At 61.9% G+C, this 18,571-nt stretch carries 12 protein-coding genes and 1 tRNA gene; 10 read left to right on the top strand and 3 right to left on the bottom strand.

The window, feature by feature from the left end; genetic code table 11:
• Window positions 1–104: 104 nt before the first annotated feature.
• Window positions 105–527, top strand: a complete 423-nt coding sequence (locus ASC89_RS13185; RefSeq protein ID WP_055876161.1) for a TIGR02300 family protein — start codon at window positions 105–107, stop codon at window positions 525–527.
• A 204-nt stretch (window positions 528–731) separates the two neighbouring features.
• Window positions 732–807: transfer RNA gene (locus tag ASC89_RS13180), tRNA-Ala, on the top strand.
• A 537-nt stretch (window positions 808–1,344) separates the two neighbouring features.
• Here ASC89_RS13180 and ASC89_RS13170 read toward each other — a convergent pair.
• Both ASC89_RS13170 and ASC89_RS13165 read right to left on the bottom strand, forming a co-directional pair.
• Window positions 1,345–1,851 carry a hypothetical protein gene (locus tag ASC89_RS13170; RefSeq protein WP_055998497.1) on the bottom strand — a complete coding sequence of 169 codons (507 nt, stop codon included), beginning with the start codon at window positions 1,849–1,851 and terminating at the stop codon, window positions 1,345–1,347.
• A gap of 305 nt (window positions 1,852–2,156) precedes the next feature.
• Entirely contained in the window at window positions 2,157–3,275 is a 1,119-nt protein-coding gene (locus ASC89_RS13165) for an epoxide hydrolase family protein (RefSeq protein ID WP_244488460.1), read from the bottom strand.
• A 317-nt stretch (window positions 3,276–3,592) separates the two neighbouring features.
• Here ASC89_RS13165 and ASC89_RS13160 point away from each other — a divergent pair, with 317 nt between their 5' ends.
• The 6 genes from ASC89_RS13160 (at window position 3,593) to ASC89_RS13135 (ending at window position 15,751) form a co-directional block, all read left to right on the top strand.
• Window positions 3,593–4,870 carry a VpsF family polysaccharide biosynthesis protein gene (locus tag ASC89_RS13160; protein WP_156384614.1) on the top strand — a complete coding sequence of 426 codons (1,278 nt, stop codon included), beginning with the start codon at window positions 3,593–3,595 and terminating at the stop codon, window positions 4,868–4,870.
• 102 nt (window positions 4,871–4,972) lie between these two features.
• Window positions 4,973–5,983, top strand: coding sequence for a sterol desaturase family protein (locus ASC89_RS13155; protein WP_055876150.1), 1,011 nt, complete (start codon window positions 4,973–4,975; stop codon window positions 5,981–5,983).
• Complete coding sequence (locus ASC89_RS13150) at window positions 5,980–7,173, top strand: GNAT family N-acetyltransferase (RefSeq protein ID WP_055876147.1); 1,194 nt, start codon at window positions 5,980–5,982, stop codon at window positions 7,171–7,173. The genes ASC89_RS13155 and ASC89_RS13150 overlap by 4 nt, the downstream gene beginning before the upstream one ends.
• A 454-nt stretch (window positions 7,174–7,627) precedes the next feature.
• Window positions 7,628–7,873: a hypothetical protein gene (locus ASC89_RS13145; RefSeq protein WP_055876144.1), complete on the top strand. Its 246-nt coding sequence runs from the start codon at window positions 7,628–7,630 to the stop codon at window positions 7,871–7,873.
• Between the two features lie 312 nt (window positions 7,874–8,185).
• Window positions 8,186–8,851, top strand: coding sequence for an imm11 family protein (locus ASC89_RS13140; RefSeq protein WP_407065068.1), 666 nt, complete (start codon window positions 8,186–8,188; stop codon window positions 8,849–8,851).
• Complete coding sequence (locus ASC89_RS13135; protein ID WP_156384612.1) at window positions 8,852–15,751, top strand: calcium-binding protein; 6,900 nt, start codon at window positions 8,852–8,854, stop codon at window positions 15,749–15,751.
• Between the two features lie 227 nt (window positions 15,752–15,978).
• Here the strand turns inward: ASC89_RS13135 and ASC89_RS13130 are convergent, their stop codons facing one another.
• Window positions 15,979–16,236 (bottom strand): DUF1344 domain-containing protein, encoded by a 258-nt coding sequence (locus ASC89_RS13130; RefSeq protein WP_055876127.1) that lies wholly within the window; start codon window positions 16,234–16,236, stop codon window positions 15,979–15,981.
• 216 nt (window positions 16,237–16,452) lie between these two features.
• On the opposite strand from ASC89_RS13130, the gene ASC89_RS13125 reads away from it, so the two are divergent.
• Complete coding sequence (locus ASC89_RS13125) at window positions 16,453–17,133, top strand: response regulator transcription factor (protein ID WP_055876124.1); 681 nt, start codon at window positions 16,453–16,455, stop codon at window positions 17,131–17,133.
• Window positions 17,117–18,487, top strand: a complete 1,371-nt coding sequence (locus ASC89_RS13120; RefSeq protein ID WP_055876121.1) for a HAMP domain-containing sensor histidine kinase — start codon at window positions 17,117–17,119, stop codon at window positions 18,485–18,487. Before ASC89_RS13125 ends, ASC89_RS13120 begins: the two co-directional genes overlap by 17 nt.
• Window positions 18,488–18,571 lie beyond the last annotated feature (84 nt).

The raw sequence follows: 18,571 nt of genomic DNA, 5'->3' as shown, positions 1-18,571 counted from the left end.
AGATCGGTCGAGTGCGGCCGCACTTTCGGTTTGACAGGGCGAAACTTTCACCCTAACCGGACGTTTCCCTGCGGGTGGCCCCGCCTTTCTATACGAGGAAGCAATTGGCCAACGACGAACGCGGTACGAAACGGGAAGATCCCGATACCGGCAAGAAGTTCTACGACCTGAATAAGGATCCGATCGTCTCGCCTTATACCGGCAAGTCCTATCCGCGCTCCTATTTCGAGCAGAACGCCGTAGCGGCGGTGCGCGCCAAGGCCGCAGTTGCTCGCGAAGACGAGGATGAAGAGGAAGAGACGGAAGTCGAGGAAGCGGCCGAGCCCGGCGCGCCCGAGATCGTCTCGCTCGAGGATGCCGACGCCGAAGAGGCCGGCGCCGATGACGGTGAAGAGATCCCTGATGTCGAGGACGTCGAAGACGTCGAAGACATCGGCGACGACGACAGCGACGTGTTCCTCGAAGAGGATGAAGACGAGGACGAGAACCTCGACTTCGACGTCGGCGGCGGTGGGGACGAGCGCTAAGCCCGGCCCCCTCCGGCGCGGGTTTGGGTGCGAAAGTCGAGAACTTTCCCCCACCGCGCAGAGCCCACGAAATACCGCTTGCATGCGAGGGGTGACGTGGGTAGATAGCACCGCGCTTCGACGGGAGACCGCCGCGGCGCATACCCAAAGGCACGATACACACGATACAATCGTGCCACCGGATGTGATCCACGGATCGTTGATGGGGCCATAGCTCAGTTGGGAGAGCGCTTGCATGGCATGCAAGAGGTCGTCGGTTCGATTCCGATTGGCTCCACCAAATCCCCGGTTTTCCAGGACCGCCCACAGACATTCTGGATTGTCCGAAGCCTGAGAACTCAGGCGATCAGCCCTAATTGCAGTTGCTCAGCCGTCCAGTGCGATCCGCAAAGGACTACCGCCACTCGCGTGCGGGTTGTGAGTCAATCTGTGAGTCGGCCAGACGGACGGATCCCCGAACCTATAGTGCGGATGTGCGGGCACGGATTGGTGCCGGCGAGGTGATCGAGCGGTCGCCATCCATGGATTTGGCTAGTGCTCGGGTACATCAACTAGGTGCAGGCTGATTTGTCCGACCTCTCGTTCGTTCATGTCGAACTTCACGAGGTTGCCATCGATCCGAAGTCGGAACTCGTCGTCACCCCTTGGGATGGCACCCAGTTCCTGCAACGAGGCCCGCAATTCCTCCTTATCTCCATAACCATGAACCGCACAGTCCGGTATCTGTCCAAGCCGGCCTTCGAATATGGACGCCGTGACCAATGCTCCCGCCACCGTTATCTCGATTCCCACATGCAAACTTAGGGCGTGAGGCTGCCTAGTCTGCGCGGGCCATGTCGAGAAGCCTGCTTGGCCCACTCAGGTCAGGGCACTCTTCATTGATGGGCAACAAGCACAGGTCGACAAACCAATCGCTCGACGCACCGCTGTCGCTGTCCCACTCCATGCTCCCCATCGGCATACTATGTCCGACCACCTTGCCACCCAGTTTCTTGATGCGTTCCTCTGTTTCCCTGGCAGAGCGTTCGGCGCCGCGCACTACACGGTCCAGAATATTGCGTCCCCCGGGATAGCTCATCGCGCACTTCTCAGCGGCGCCACCGGGACGCCCAAAGTACGCAAGCGTGACCTCGGCGATGTCATCTGGTGGTGGTGTCTTCGTGCCATCGATGACGTGGAAGCTTGGCGGCAGTCCCCGCTGCAGCTGACCAATGACGGCCGGGTCGTCACTGCAAACATAAATCCCCGAATGTGGTCGCACCCCATATTGCCCGGCCTGGACACCTCCGACCCCAACTAGGATCACACCCAGAACAATCCCCAAAAACGCTCTCAACAAGTTCCCCAGAATGACAATGCCTCGCCGATATAGAACCCGTGTGGGGCGCGGAATGCTACCCCCACAGATCGACTTAATGTGTGGGGGTTTTGAGGGGGGGTATGAGAGGTTGCTTCGGCCCACAGTAAGAAGGGTGCCTTTCTACTGCTTATTCTGGTCAGGCCGAACATGCCTCGCCATGACCTAGCCATCCGAGTCCCGTGGGCAGGCCGTGCCTCGCCCTGGATTTCCGGAATCTCGAGCGCCGGGCGGATGTCCCCCGGCGCTCTTGCGTAACCTTGCCGCAGCGCTCAGCGCTTGAGCAGCGCCGCGAACTCGCGGAGGTCGCCGACGACGAATTCGGGATCCTCCCAGGCCGCGAAATGGCCGGCTTTCTGCATGTCGTGGAACTGCACCACATTGCCGGCGGTCTGCCGATCCGCCCATTCGCGCGGCAGGCGCACGCCGCCGGGGATCGGAACCTCCGTCGCCACCGCGACCGGAACGCCGGTGTTCGTGCCCTTGATGGTCGGCGGCTGCATGGCGTTCTGGCTGTAGATCCGGAACGACGACGCGGCGGTCTCGGTCAGCCAGTAGATCATGATGTTGGTGATCAGCTCGTCGCGACCGAAGCGTTCATCCGCCTCGTCGCCGACGCCCATGCCGGCCATGAAGCTCATGATCCACGCCGCGAGCCCCACCGGCGAGTCGTTCATCGCGAACGCCAGGCTCTGCGGCTTGGTGGCATGCACCAGGTTGAAGGCGCCATGCGCGAAGAACCACTGCTGGATGGCGCCGGCATAGGCCTGCTCCGGCGGGGTCAGCGCCGCGAAGTCGGTGGTGTGGTCGGGATAGCCGACATCGGTCACGTGATAGCCGAGCAGCACCTCCGGGTGTCGCTGGGCCAGCGACATGGAGATGATCGAGCCGCCATCGCCGCCGGCAGCGATGAACTTGCCGTAGCCGAGCGTCTCGGTCATCAGGCGAGCGAAGAGATCGGCGACCTTGTCCATCGGCAGGGCCGTCCTGCCGGAGAACCCGGTCCCCGGAATCGACGGGACCACAACGTGGAAATCCTCGGACAGCCGCTCGATCACCCGGTGATAGCGGAAGAACGAATCCGGCCAGCCGTGCAGCAGCAGCAGTGGGGTCGCGTTCGGGTTGCTCGAGGGACGGTGGACGAAATGCAGGTCCATGCCGTCGAGTGCGACCTTGAAGTTGCCGAGCGCGTTGAGCCCGGCCTCGGCGCGCCGCCAGTCATAGTCGTTGATCCAGTAGTCGGTCAGTTGCTTGAGATAGTCGAGATTGGTCCCGATGGACCAGCCCGCATCTTCAGGTTGATCGGGCCAGCGGGTGTGCTGGAGCCGATACTTCAGGTCGGCGAGCTGGGCATCCGGGATGGCGATTTCGAAAGCGGTCGGATTGGTCATGGTGGTCGTCTCCTCTGAATGAGCGGCTTTGGCTGTGAAGGCAGCGAGCAGGGCTGAGGCTGCGAGGGCCTTGGAAAACTGACGGCGGTTCATCTCTCATCTCCACGCTTGTCTGATGGGATAAGGCTACGGGGAGGCGCCGCGAGGGGATTGGAAAAATCCGACAATCACCTGCCGGCAGAGGCGGCCGCTCACGAGCGCGCGCCGATGCATACAGCGATACGACCGATCTTAACGCCGCATTTCCGAAGCTGAACTAGCCTTGGCATCGTCGCCAATGTGCCCGGCGGCTGCACCTGATCCAGCCGGATGCCCCAATGAGTTCTACGTCGGCCGGGTTTGACAGATCGCCGACAGATGCCGCGCGCCAGCAGAACGCGGTGTCGCTGCTGTTCTTCTTCTGCGTCGCCGCGGCATTCATCGCCCGCTTCGCCGTGTCGTCGCAGCTGATGAACCGGGTCGTCGCCTACACCACGGAAGCCGGGCCGTTTTACGAGAAGCTGCATTTCGGCACCTATGCCGTGCTGTTCCTGCTGCCGGTCGTGCTGTTCAGCCGGCCGTTCCTGCTGCGCGGCGACGAGATCGGCAAGTTTCGGGCCCTGGTGCGCTACAGCGGGCTGATGCTGCTGCTGGTGCTGTTCATGTTCGTTACCGGGCGGGCAGGCTCGTCAGTCGTCCTGATCGATACCTATCTGGTGACCGGCGGGGCTGGCTTGATCATGCTGGCGCTGAACCCGACGTCGCGCCGGCTGCTCGGCGACGTCACCCTGGGCCTGCTCATCCTCAGCGCCGCCCTCGGGACCCTCGAGGCGCTGACGCAGCAGCGGATCATGCCTTACGATGCCGTGGAGCTGGGGTTCCGGCCAGTCGGTCTCTCCGAGCACCCGCTGGCGCTCGGCACCACCTGCGCCATTGCCGTGGGTTTCGTGGCGCTGACCAATTGGCGCGTCTGGATCCGTGTCGCCTGCATCATCGTGCTGTTTATCGGAGCCGCGGCCTCCGGCGCGCGCATGGCGCTGCTGGTGACCGTCGTCGAGATCTTCGCCCTCATCATTGTGGTGCCGTGGCCCCGTCTGTCCCAACGCCACCAGCGGCAGGCCAAGCTGTTCGTCTTGCTCGCTGCAGCTGCGGGTGGTGCGGTGCTGACCGGCATCCTGCTTTCGGCGGGCCTGCTCAGCCGCTTCACCAGCACCCTGTTCGACGAGAACTTCTTCGTTCGGGTGAGCATCTATGACGTGTTCAAATATGTGAGCTTCGAGCAGGTCATGTTCGGCATGGACGGCAAGGAGCTCATCAGGATCGTCACCGAAAAGCTCCATATGCCGACGATCGAGAGCGCTCAGGTCGTCATCGTGCTGCTGTTCGGCCTGCCGGTGGCGCTGCTGTTTGCCTGGCTGGTGATCTGGATGCTGCTGCGCATGTTGCGCCATGCCCCGCTCGCCGCCTGGATCGGCGTGGCGGCGACGCTGCTGGCGGCGCTTTCCAACAACACATTTTCGTCCAAGACCCCGATCGTCATGATGATGATCGTCCTGGTGCTCGCCTACAATGCCAACGGCATCAAGGCCGCGCCGGAAAAGCCTGTCCAGGCTTAGCTGCGGGGCCGCCCCATATTAAGGACGATTCGAGTAGGAGCAGGCATCCGCGGCCCCGCTCTGGCATCTTGGCCCCAGTATCTGGATCCTCTCGAGGCCGCGATGATTTCTGACATCGTCGATTTGGTAACCACCAAGCTCGTCAACGCCGTAAGCGGCGAGAACGGCATCACGCTGCTCATCCTGTTCGCGACGGCCTTCGTCAGCGCCCTCGTCGCCTATTGGCGGACGGTAGAGGACAAATCGTTCGGCGATTTCTTCAGCTTCGCGCTGCCCAAGGAGGTGATCATGCATCCCTCGGCGCGCGCTGACCTGCTGTTCTACATCACCAAGCGCCTGCTGATGCCGCTGCTGCTGATCCCCACCGGCATCGTCTTCATCGCGCTGGTCGGCTACGGTACCAACCAGCTGATCAGCTGGATCTTCCAGATCCACGGCCCCCTGCTCGAGGGCCCGACACCCTGGTGGGTGCTGGTGCTGTTCACCGGCTCGATGCTGATCGCCTACGACATCTCGTACTATTTGTACCACGTCGCGCAGCACAAGGTGCCGTTCCTGTGGGAGCTGCACAAGGTGCACCACTCGGCCGAAGTGCTGGTGGGCATTACCAAGGACCGCGTCCATCCGCTCGACGACCTGATGAACCGGGTGTGGGATGGGCTCATTCCCGGCATCTGTTTCGGGGTGTGGAGCATTATTGCGCTCGATCCGGTCGAGCTCACCGTGTTCGGCATCAATGTCTATGCTATGCGCAACCTGCTGATGATGGATTTCGTCCGGCACACCCACTACAAAATCTCGTTCGGGCCGCTCGATAACTACATCCTGTCGCCGCACTGGCATCAGTTGCACCACAGCGCCGACCCGCGTCACTACGACAAGAATTTCGGCCTCCTGCTGTCGATCTGGGATCGGATGTTCGGCACGGCCTATGTTCCCGACCCCGACGAAGAGATGAAGTTCGGGCTGCTCGATCGCGACAAGGACGACTACCAGTCGTTGTTCGGGCTCTATCTGCTGCCGCTCAAGAAGATGGCCGGCCATGTCGCGCGCTGGTTCGGCCGGCGCCCCGCACCGATCACTCCGCCCCCTTCGGAACCCACACAGCCATGAACGTCCATGCTCCCATGGTGCGCCTCGATGATCGTTTCGAGGACTATCGCCTCGAGATTGTCGAGAGCGATGCCCGCCTGGCCGAAATCGGCGCTGCCTGGAACGCCCTGTGGCGGCGCGGCGATGGACTGATCTTTCAGAGCCACGACTGGGTTGCGGCCTGGTGGAGGACCGTGCCGAACCGGGACGGCCGACAGCTGCGGATCGGGCTGATCTGGCGCGGCGACGAGCTGATGGCTATCCTGCCGCTGGCCATCCAGCGCCGCAAAGGCCTCAGATTCCTCGAATGGGCGGCCAATGACTGCAGCGACTATGCCGATGTGCTGATCCACCCGCGCTGCCCGCCCGCCGCGCTCAGCCAGCTGTGGCGGCAGGTGGTCGCTGCCGGCGGGTTCGACCTCTACTTCCTCAACCGGCTGCGGCCGGACGCGAAGTTCCGCGCCCTGCTCGATGCACCCGGTGGCCTGAGCCTACCCGCCAATCGCCGCACCGAAATCTGCTCGCAGGTCGCGGGGGACTGGGCGACGGGGGCCCAGTGGTTCGAGGCGCAGTCGAAGAAAACCCGGCAGAACTACCGGCGCGGGCGCAAGGCACTGGAGGAGAGTGGCAAGGTGGTGTTCCGCCTGCTGCCGCTCGACGAGCCCGCGGGCCCGGTGCTGGCGCGGCTCGGCGAACTGAAGCGGCAGTGGCTGGCGGGGAACGGCCGCGTTGCGCCGCTGTTCGACGCTGGCGCTCCGGCGCTGCCGGCATTGGTCGAGGTGCTGGCGAAGGCCGGCGCGCTCAGGATTTTCGTCATCGAATGCGCGGGGACCACCGTCGCCATTTCGGTCAATTTCGTGCAGCGCGGCACCCTGATGGCGTTTCTCACCAGCTACGATCCGAGCTTCGAGCGCGGTTCGCCCGGGATGGTGCTGCTGATGGATTATGTTCAGTGGTCGATCGACCAGGGACTCGAGATGGTGGATTTCCTCTGTGGTGAGGAGCCGTTCAAGGTCCGCTTTGCCACCCAGACGCTGACCCTGACCTCGGTGATGGGGCCGGCGACGCTGAAGGGCAGGCTCGCCATATTGGTCGACGAAATACGGCTCAGGTCGCAGTCAGCGCTCGATCGGTGGCGAGCCTGGCGTGCCGCTAACGTCAAGCGGCCAGGATCGAGCCAAAGCACCGAGCTGGTGCGCGACGACGCCTAGCGGACGAACCGTCACGAGCGCCCTCGTAGAGCCGCAGCACTCCAGATCCGGTCGTGAACAGAAGCAGCCCAAATGAACACCCCTCCCGCAGACGCGTGCGTGTGGCTTAGCATTTCGCATGTTAAGAGCGAGCTGTTGTTCGGATTTGCCTGCGATCTCTTCCAGAAAGATTCAGCGACCACGGTCGCGCGCCTTGAAGCGTTCACTCGAGGGGGTGCGATAGCGGTGGAGAACTGCCTTCGGTGATGTGGATCCGCCCGCAACGCGCCGTGCACGATCGACGCAAGCTGCCGCACCTTTTCAGTGCTGCGGGGTTGCTCACGGTATCTGAAGCGTTTGCCGAGGTACTGAGTGGCTTTGAGCTAGGGCAAACCCGGCTCCGCCTTGTGGAGCTGCTGCATTCCAATCGCCGAGAGCTATTCCGGGGCGGTACTATTTTCTCAGTATTGCCGAGGTGCGGCGGTACTTCTCGCCCGAGTTCTCGACGCGCTTCGAAGCAATGCCGAACTCGGCGACCTCCTATATCGGGAGTGTCGGAAACGAGCTGCCGGATGACGATGTTACAGTTGTCCCGGCGGCGCTGAGCGATCCAGATCTGTGGATCGATGACACGCTGCTCAGGCATTTTTTCTGCTCCGACCGGCTGACGCAGGCGCTTCGCGCCGCAAAGATTGCGAGCAGGTTCGTTGCTGGGTTTTGACGGAACACTGAATATGGAGAAATGCACCTTCGCCACCCACCCGGGACATGTGTTTGAGTGTTGACCGATTGGCTTCGGCATGTCAGCCTCATGAAGCTTATCGACGATCTACACAAACGAAATTCGATCACGTTATTTCTGCATACATCAAACTGCGCTGGGTAAATGAGGCGATGCTGTTGCGGGTTGGAAATTTGCGAGTGCCTCGAAGTATGATCCAATGAGAGCGATCGTCGATTGGCGGAACACCGGCGTTCGCGGGGAAGATTAGGTGACGATAGTCGCCTCTCGATTTGAGCAGTGTTGAGCAACGTGGAAGACAACGCCAAAGACAACGTCCCGTCCGAAGCATGCGTTTGGCTTAGCGTATCGCATATTAAGAGCGAATTGCTGTTTGGATTTACGTGCGACCTAATCGAAACAAATTTGCCCGCCGTGGCCTCACTTATCCAGGCATTCAGGCAAGGGGTGGCCGTCGAAGGTGGTCAACTGCCTTCGACGATGTGGATCCGACCTCAGCGCGCGGCACAGGACAGAAACAAGCTGCCGCACCTTTTCAGTGCTGCGGGGTTTCTTACCGTGTCCGAAGAGTTTGCCGAGGTTCTGAGCGGCTTTGACCTTGGGCAAACGCGGCTCTATCCAGTGGAGTTGCTGCACTCCAATCGCAGAGAGGCTTTTCCGGGACGCTACTATTTCCTTAACATAGCAGAGGTGCACCGGTACTTCTCGCCGGAACATTCGGCCCGCTTCGAACGGATACCCAACCCTGCGACTACCTATGTCGCAACTATCGAAGCGGAGGCGCAGGATGACGATGTCACAGTCATCCCGGCAGCGCTGAACGGCCCCGATCTTTGGATCGACGACACATTCCGCAGTCATTTTTTCTGCTCTGACCGGCTGGCGCAGACGCTTCGCGCCGCAAAGGTGGCGAGTCACTTGCCGCTATTTCGCTGCCGGGTTTTGACACCAAGCTGATTGATTTTTGGGGATACGGAAGTGGATTACCTTTGGCAGTTCCATGTTCATCATATCATCCCCGAGAAAGCTTACGATGACGTACTGGTGGGGCAAGCCCTGGAGGCAGCTGGCTTCTTCCAGCAAGCGAAAGGCAACAAGATCGCCTTATTTGCCAGTTCGGAAACGGCAGCCATTGCCCGCCAATCGATAAATAGCGGCAGCAGTTTTTACCTTGACGCTGGCTTCGGGGGCTCGGTCCACCCCGGGCGAGAGACTGGCCTTAGTCACAAGGGCTACAACGATTTTGCCCTGGCTCAACTTGAAGCGATAATGCTCGCTGATCCTGCCGACAGGCAGGCCGCCTTCACGAAGCTCCACGCGTTTCTCACCGATGTATCGGAGGGGCGCTTCGCCAACCTCGGCGTTGAGAGCAGGTCGGCGGCGTTAGGCAGCACTTGGGTTGACTACGATCCCAGCCCGGCCGAACTAAGCCAGCGTACCGCTGATTTCGATCCAACGATTACCGATGCCAATGGCCTGAGCAATGACGAGGAGCGCTACGAGAATATCAGGGACCAGATTGAGAAGGCGTACGACGCGGGGCACTTGACCGAGGCGCAGTACCACAACCATGTTGCCGATCTAGGGGCCAGCGTTTCTAAGGGACCCAGCCACGTCTCAGCCGTCGGCGTCGCCGCGACCATCGACATTCAAAAGAACATGGGCTCGATCCAGCCCAGTGCGAAGTCGGAGTTCGCGCTTCTTGTCACAAAGTTCGTCGGTGATCAGAACGCCTCGGTCCCGGTCGACGTTTTCGATCGGATGATGTCTTCGATGGATCGGCTCGGTGACCGGGTGGCTGGTGACTTCGGGGCCCGCTTGCCCGCTTCGCTGGATGGGCTTGGGAGTTCCACCGTCGGCGCCATGGCGACCAGCATGGGGAGCATACTTGCCGGTATCGGTGGCGGGGCCATTGGCGACGTCGTCGAATTCCTGAATGCAAGCTATGAATCCATCAAGATCGGTCTCGATACAAACGATTGGTCCAGTTTCAGGCAGAACATACTGACATATGGGGCTTCGGCAGTAATAAGTGCTGCGGTAGTAGCCCTCAGCGTCGCCGCCGCCGCGGAAATCGGTGTGTTGGCCGCCTCCGTCGTCGCCGCCGGCTGGGCGGCCTATGGTGTCTACGATGCCCTCACCAACGGGATCGAACTGATCGGAAAGCTGCATGCCGACTGGCGGGACAGTGATCTCGGAAAACTCCTCACCGAGTTCTTCGATCTGCCGCCGCTCTCCCCCCTGGTTCTCGACCTTGACGGTGACGGCGTCGAGCTTGTCGCGCTGCAGAACTCGGGGACCTTTTTTGACCTCGATGCGGATGGTGTTACGGAACTTGCCGGTTGGGTTGCCGCCGACGATGCATTGCTGGCGATTGATCTCGATGGCGACGGACGCATCGACAACGGCTCGGAGCTGTTTGGCGACCAGACCGGCTTCGCCCACGGCTTCCTGGCGCTCGCAGAGCATGACAGCAATGACGACGGCATCATCGACGCGCAGGACAGCACATTTGCTGAGCTATTGCTGTGGCGAGACGCAAATGGCGATGGAGTGAGTCAATCCGGCGAGTTGAAGACGCTGGCCGAACTCGGCGTCGCTTCGATCTCGCTGTCAGCGACCGCCACGAACCAGCAGGTAGCCGGGCACGGCATTCTCTGGCAATCCGGCTTCACGCGGACTGACGGCTCTACGGGAACCGTGTCGGACGTATTCTTCGAAATCGATCCGATCCGGACCAGGGCTGTGGTGCCCGATGGGTTCCAGTTCGATCCCGATGTGTTCAAGCTGCCGGTGATCCAGGGCGCAGGACAGCTCCCGTCTACGCTCATTGCCCTCAGCGCCCAACCGGCACTCAAGGCGCAGTTTACGGCGCTCTTGGCTCAGGCCGCGTCGGGAGACATTGGTGGTCTTCTCGCAGGGTTCGAGGCCTTCGTCTACGCTTGGGCAGGCGTCGCCAACGTCGAACCGGATAGCCGTGGTCCTGCAATGGACGCGCGTAAAGTTGCGTTTCTCGAAGCGATCTTAGGCCGGCAGTATCAGCAGGACGACTACGCCTATCTTGCCAACCCTGGGCCTGTCGCGGCGCTGATGCTCGACTGGGAAGCTTCGAAGATCATCGAGGCCATGGCGGCCCAGTTCCTCGCGCAATCGACGATATCGCACGCGCAACTGACAGCCACGTCGGCGGCAACGTACGAAGCGGCCATCGCGGGGCACCCGCTCAACATGCTCCCATCCGTCGGCGACGATGCCGGCTCCTATGATTGGGTCGGAGAAATCCTGGCCGATGCGGCGAGCGAGACGGGACTCACCCTTGCTCAGGCCGGCACTTTGTTGCGCATCATGCGCCACGAGGCGAGTGACCTCGGCGCCTACGAACAGGCCATTGTTCATGGCTATGTCAGCATCGGAGTTGCTGCCGGGATCGCGCAGCAGATGGCTGCCCGACTTGTTGCTGAGGACGGCTACTACGTCACCGATGGCCCGGGCGATGAGCTGGTACCGGACGCCCTGATGGCAGACCATGCAGTCTATGTTGCCGACCCCTCGGGTAACGACACGCTTCAGGGAACCAAGGGGGACGATGTTCTGGTGGGGCGCGAGGGCAACGACACCTATGTCTGGGGCACCGGCATGGGCAATGATGTCACTGACGAAGAAGGCGATGCCGACCCCAACAACACCACCGACGTCGATCGGCTCGTCCTGACAAACCTGACGGCGGAGGACGTGCGGTTCGTCCGCATGATCGAGCCTGGCTTCGACATGGACCTAATGATCGAGGTCGTCGATACCGGAGAGTGGTTGCTCCTCGACGATCAGCTGAGCTCTTACGCCTTTGAAGCAATCGAACAGATCGTGTTCGCCGATGGCCAGGTTATGCTGGCGGCGGAGTTCGAACAGTTGGCCAGGGTCTGGGTTGATGGAACGGCGGCGGACGATGTCCTCACCGGCCCGAACATTGCCAGCGGTATCAATGGCTGGTCTGGTAATGACGTGATCGACGCCGGAACCGGCCAGGACATGCTGGCCGGCGGCAGTGGCAATGACACGTTGCGCGGTGGTGAGGGCAACGACACCTACGTCTATTCCCGCGGCGACGGCCATGACTCGACCACCGAAGGGACCAATCAAGGCGCCGCCGACAAAGTCGTCCTCACCGATATCAATCCAGACGATGTCGCCCTTGTCCGAAACGGAAACAACGTCACGCTGCTGATCGGCGAGAGTGCCCCAGGCGCCGGAGATGGTGGTTCGATCCTTCTTAACGAAAACCTGGACGATTACTTCGATAGAGGCGTCGAGCAGATCGTATTCGCCGACGGCACCACCTGGGCTCGGGTGGACTTGCGGCTGAGGCTCCTGGCGCARGCCTCGACCGACGGCAAYGACACGATCGTCGGATTCAATACTGGCAATACCATTACCGGCGGCCTCGGCAACGATACTTTGCGCGGTGAGGCCGGCAACGACACCTATGTCTATTCCCGCGGCGAYGGCCATGACTCGATCGCCGAAGGGACCAATCATGGCGGTGCCGACAAACTCGTGCTCACCGATATCAACCCCGACGACGTCAGCCTCCTCCGGAAYGGAAACGACGTCACGCTGGTGATCGCCGAAAGCACTCCAGGGGCCGGAGACGGTGGCTCGATCTTCCTCGACGAAAACCTGGACGATTACTTCGATAGAGGCGTCGAGCAGATCGTATTCGCCGACGGCACCGTGTGGAGCCGCGCTACCCTGCGGAGTATGGTGCTGCTTGGAACCTCAGGCAATGACATCATCACCGGCTTCAGCTCGAACGACTACCTCAACGGCGCCAGCGGCAACGACACCTTGGATGGGGGTGATGGCAACGATGCCGTCCACGGCGGTGATGGCAACGACGTAGTTCGAGGTGGGAACGGCGACGACAGCCATTTCGGCGGCAACGGCGATGACGTCATATACGGCAGTGTTGGAACCGATAGCTTCGATGGCGGGGCTGGCAAGGATTCGTTGAACTTCGATTACACCAGCGCAGCGCTGACCGTGGATCTGGCGAACGGCTCCGTCAGCTTTGAGACGGGACAGATAGAAGCCGCGATTGACTTCGAGAACTTCACATCGGGTGCAGGCAACGACACCCTGTTGGGCTCGGCCCAGGGAAACACTATGCGAGGTGGCGGCGGCAACGACACCATCAATGGCGCCGGTGGCGACGACATCATCGACGGCGGCGACGGAGATGACAGCCATTTTGGCGGAGACGGCGACGACCGTCTTGTCGCCAATGCCGGCACGGACACGTTCGACGGTGGCGATGGCGTCGATACTATCGATACGACCTACTACGCATCCAACATCCAGGTCGATTTCGCATCCGGAACGCTCACCTTCGCCAATGGAGTCAGTGAGAGCGCCATAAACATTGAGAATGCCACCACAGGGGCCGGCAATGATGTGCTGGTTGGCAGCTCGGGCAGCAACCGGCTCAACAGCGGAGACGGCAACGATGCTCTGCACGGCGGAGATGGCGACGACATTCTCGATGGCGGCGCGGGTCTCGACAGTTACTTCGGCGGCGGTGGCGACGACCTGCTTATCGGCAATCTTGGCGCCGACACGTTTGACGGCGGAGATGGTAACGACACACTCGAGCTCACCTACACAAGCGAGAGCGTAACGGCCAACCTCACCGCTGGAACCGTTCTGTTCGCCGGCGGCACGACGGAGACGGCGGTCAATATCGAGAACCTCAGAGGTGGCAGCGGAAACGACACAATCCTGGGGACGAGCGGAAGCAACGTGCTCGGCGGCGGGCTCGGAAGCGACCAGCTCGATGGCGGCTCGGGTGTCGATACCGCCATCTACAGCGGCGCACGGCAGGACTACTCGATCGTCGAGAACGTCGACGGTAGCTTCACCATCACGGATCTGAACGCGAGCGACGGCAACGAGGGCACGGATCTCCTCACGTCCATCGAGTTCGCGCGATTCTCGGATCAGGACGTTGTGCTGGCCGTCGAACCAATCCATCAGGCTATTGACGGGATACTCTCTATCCCAGTCGGCTCGACCGCCCAGGGCAAAATTCAGCTGACCGTGCCACCCGGATACGACGGCATCTTTGAGTATTCGATCATCGACGATGCCGATCACGGGTCGGTCTCAATTGGCTTAGATGGCACCTACTCTTATGCGGCCAACCCTGCATATGTTGGCGGCGATGGCTTCTCGGTCAGAATCGAAGATGAGTTCGGCGGTGTCCAGGTAGCGACGGTCGCCGTTTTCGTTCGTCAGGCGGTGACGCAGTCTCCGGTCTCCTTTGTCAATGCGTATTGGCGGGCCAGCAACATAACGACGGACGCCGATTATTGGAGGATGGACCCCGCGATATCCGCCCTCGAGGACGGTGGCTACATCGTCGCCTGGTCGCAGGATGGGCGTGACGGTTCGCTGAGCGGAGTCTTGGCGCGGCGATACGACATTGACGGAAATGCGCTAGGCAGCGAGTTCCAGGTCAACACCTATGCCACCAATGATCAATCGCTGGCCGACGTAGCCGGACTGAGCGGAGGTGGTTTCGTCGTCACGTGGACGTCCACGTCGCAGGACGGCAGCAACGACGGCGTCTATGCGCAGCGCTACACCTCGACCGGTGCAAAGGCCGGTGGCGAGTTCCGCGTTAACACGACAACGGCCGACTATCAGCGGCGATCGACCGTGGCGGCGACGGATGATGGCGGCTTCATCGTGACCTGGGAAAGCAACGGTCAGGATGGGAGTGATTTCGGCGTCTACGTTCGCAAGTATGACTCCGCCGGCTCCGCAGTGACTACAGAGCTTCGCGTCAATACTTTTGCGACCAACTGGCAACGTGTGCCGCAGGTTCAAGAACTGACGGATGGAAAGTTCGTTGTAGTATGGGACTCCAATACCCAAGACGGCAGCGGTCTCGGTGTATATGGGCAAGTGTTCAATGCCGACGGAAGTAAGTTCGGCAACGAACTTCAGATCCATGAATACTTGCAAAATGCGCAGCGGGAGCCGCAAATCGCCGCCCTTCGTGATGGGGGCTTCGTTGTGATCTGGGAGGATGAGAGCGGGGGCTTCGGTGCGGGAAGCGGTACCGATATTGTCGGCCGCCTGTTCAGCTCGGACGGAGTGAGCGAGGGACCGAGCTTCCGCATCAACAGCTCAGGTTTTGCGGGGAGCCAAACCGCACCCACTGTTGCAGCTCTTCCGGATGGTGACTTCGTAGTCATCTGGGGTGATTTGTCCGACGGCACGATACGCGGCCAGCGGTTTGACTCTCTTGGTCAGGCCGAGGGGTCGGGAATCTTCCTTGCCGACTACGCGATCAATGAGGCCTGGAGGCCCGAGGTCTCCGTGCTGGAGGACGGCGGCATAGCATTGGCTTGGCAGTTCTCGGAAACAGCCGGCGGCCGAACGGCCATCAGAACCACCCTCCTTCTCGGCGATCACGTGGGCGCGGTCTCTGGAACCGCCGGCGCCGACACGATCATCGGCGATGACATCAGGAACACCTTCGACGGCGGCGATGGCGATGATCGCTTGGACGGCGCCGGGGGTGGCGACTGGCTGACTGGTGGCGTTGGCGATGACTCGTTCGTGTTCCGCGGGGACTTCGGCAGCGACGAAGTCGAGGATTTTGAGATCCACGCTGGCGGCGCGAATGGTGACGTGATCGAGATCCATGACCAGACTGGCCTCACGTTCGCCGATGTCATTGCCGATGCGGAGCAAAGGGGTTCCGACGCATATCTCGATCTGGGGGAAGGCAATTCCATCACCCTCCGCGGCGTCGCCGTCAGTGCGCTGACGGTGCAGGACTTTTGGTTCGTTTAGGTACTTCGAGCTGGACTGAGAGGATCTGGTTGAGGTGTCGGACGGGCAGCGTTGAAACCCATCGTGCCGTGGGTAAATCGCGCGTCGGTTCAACGTTGTCGCTCCTGGACGACCCCCGAATTGACCAACCCCAGCTCCGGGCCACGTCCCCGTTTAGCAAACGACAATCGGCGAGGAGCCGGGACGAAGCTCCTCGCCTGCGGGCCTGTCGGTGATCGGGAGACTGATCAGCCGGCAGTGATCGCCGACGCCTGGTTCACCTTGCCGTTGAGGGTATAGGTGATCGCGACCTTCTCGCCGGCTTTCAGCTTGGAGAAGTCGCACTTGGGCGCGAACTGGTAGACGGACTTGTCGGCCAGGGTCACGGTGCACGCCTTGCCGTCCATCGACTGGATGGCGCCATGGGCGGTGCTGGGGGCGGCCAGCGCCATCGAGGACGCGCCGATCGAAGCGACGAGCATCAGGGGAACAAGGAACTTGCGCATGACGATCTCCTTTTCGTCAGGTTCGCCACGCCGGCTTTGGGTGGCGGCCGGTGCGTGGTGCAGCGGCGAGACAGAAGCTGGGGCCGGCCGATTGCTCCCTCCTTTCCTGAAACTTACATATTCGTAAGCCGACAGGACGGCTGCACCGGGTGTAGGTTGCGACCAGGCGGCAATGCCATCGTCGGGCGCGCCGCGCTTCAATGTCGAGGTTGCACGGTGAAGGTCGTTGTCGCCGAAGACGACCGGACGTCGTCGGATTTCATCCGCAAGGGCCTGGCCCAGCAAGGGCACAGTGTCGAATCGGTGTTCGACGGCCGCGACGCCCTGACCTTCTGTCTCTACAATAGCTGCGACGTGCTGGTGCTCGACCGGATGATGCCCGGCATGGACGGGCTGTCGGTCGCCAAGGCGCTGCGCGCCTCCGGGCGCACCATGCCGATCCTGTTCCTCACCTCGATGGGCGATGTCGACGACCGGGTCGAGGGGCTGATGGCCGGCGGCGATGATTACCTGGTCAAACCCTTCCATTTCTCCGAGCTGATGGCACGGATCACCGTGCTGGCGCGGCGGCCGCAGACGGCGGAAGCCTCGACGCGGCTCAGCATTCACGACCTCGAACTCGACCTGCTGGACCACACCGCGACGCGGGCCGGCACCCGCATCGAACTGCAGGCCAAGGAGTTCGCCATCCTGGCGCTGCTGATGCGCAACGCGGGGCGGATCGTCACGAAGACCATGCTGCTCGAGCAGGTGTGGGACTTCAATTTCGACCCGCAGACGACGGTGGTCGAAACCCATATGAGCCGGCTCAGGGCCAAGATCGACAAGCCGTTCGAGGTGCCGCTGATCCACACCACCCGCAATACGGGCTACTCGATCCATGCACCGCGTCAGTAGCATTCTCGCCGGGGCGGCGTTCCGCTCGGCGGTGCTGTCGCTGCTGCTGTTCCTTGCGGTGTTCCTGGTCGCCGGCGTGGTGATCGTCAGCCAGACCAGCAGCGAGGCCGAGAGCGAGATCCGGGCGCTGGTCAGCAACGAGTTCGAGCTGTTCCGCGAGGCGGCCGACACCGGTGACATGGACCAGTTGCGGCAACTGGTCGACAGCTCTGCCGCTGCAGCCGGGCCGCGCTTTTTCGTCGTCGCCCTCTACCGGCCCGACGGCACGCTGTTGGCCGGCGACGATATCCCGCGGCCGGCGAAACTGGGCTGGAGCACGATCAGCTCGGGGATCAACGTCACGACGCCATCGGAACAGTACCTGGCGCTGACCGAGGATATCGGCGGCAACCGGGTGACCTTCGGGCGGACGCTGTTCTTCGTCGAAGTCGGCTCGGCGGCGCTGTGGCGCGCCTTGATGCTGGCGAGCATCGTGGTTGGCATCGGGGCGCTGGCGATCGGCTATTTCACCAGCCATGGAGTCTCGGCCAAGCTCGACCGCATGGCCGATACGCTGGAACGGGTGGCGCGCGGCGACAGCCGGGTCCGCCTGCCGGTCGGCCGCTCGAACGACCAGGTCGACCGGGTATCGCGGCAGATGAATGCCCATCTCGACCGGTTGAGCGACCTGCTCGGCACCATGCGCAACACGGTGATCTCGATCGCGCACGACCTCAAGTCGCCGCTCAGCCGCGCCTATATCCTGCTGCAGGAAGCCGAGGAGGCGCCGAGCGAGGCGGAGCAGAGCAAGCTGCTCGAGGAAGCGCAGGCCGAGATCGAGCGGCTCAACGGGATCTTCGACACCGTACTCAGGATTTCGCGCATCGAGGCCTCCGACGATCAATCCGGCTTTGCGGCCTTTTCCGCCCGCGAACTGGTGAGCGAAACGCTGCAGACCTTCGAGCCGGTGGTCGAGGAGGCCAAGCAACAGCTGGTCGAGGCGCCTGGGGATGGCGACGCGACGATTGTCGGGGATCGGCGGATGGTGGTGCAGATGCTGGTCAACCTGATCACCAATGCCTCGCGCTATAGTCCGCCCGGCGCCCGGATCGAACTCAGCGCCGGCATCGAGGATCAGCACCCGGTGCTGGTGGTGGCCGATAACGGCCCGGGGATCCCGCCCGACCGGCGCAGCGAAGTGTTCGAGCCGTTCCGCCGGCTCAACCCGGAGCGCGACGAGAAGGGCTCGGGATTGGGGCTGGCGCTGGTGCAGGCCATCGCCACCCGCCACCGGGCCAGCGTGCGGCTCGAGGACAACGGCCCCGGCCTGCGGGTGACCGTCCGCTTTCCGATCGCCGCCGCCGGCGCAGTTTGAGGATTTGTAAGGTTGGGGAGAGCGACGCGCAAACCCCGCACGTCATAACCCTGCCCGCCGATGCCGTTGCACCGACCGCCGGCC

Source organism: Devosia sp. Root413D1, from assembly GCF_001425235.1.
Taxonomy (GTDB): Bacteria; Pseudomonadota; Alphaproteobacteria; order Rhizobiales; family Devosiaceae; genus Devosia_A.
Note: the sequence above shows the minus strand (reverse complement) of the source record. Positions and strands in the feature narration are given on the sequence as shown.

What these genes read in the sequence shown, in the direction of transcription:
- ASC89_RS13160 (WP_156384614.1), top strand. Translation starts at nt 3,593, where the DNA reads ATGAGTTCTACGTCGGCCGGGTTTGACAGATCGCCGACAGATGCCGCG.
- ASC89_RS13120 (WP_055876121.1), top strand. Translation starts at nt 17,117, where the DNA reads ATGCACCGCGTCAGTAGCATTCTCGCCGGGGCGGCGTTCCGCTCGGCG.
- ASC89_RS13165 (WP_244488460.1), bottom strand. Translation starts at nt 3,275, where the DNA reads ATGACCAATCCGACCGCTTTCGAAATCGCCATCCCGGATGCCCAGCTC.
- ASC89_RS13155 (WP_055876150.1), top strand. Translation starts at nt 4,973, where the DNA reads ATGATTTCTGACATCGTCGATTTGGTAACCACCAAGCTCGTCAACGCC.
- ASC89_RS13130 (WP_055876127.1), bottom strand. Translation starts at nt 16,236, where the DNA reads ATGCGCAAGTTCCTTGTTCCCCTGATGCTCGTCGCTTCGATCGGCGCG.
- ASC89_RS13150 (WP_055876147.1), top strand. Translation starts at nt 5,980, where the DNA reads ATGAACGTCCATGCTCCCATGGTGCGCCTCGATGATCGTTTCGAGGAC.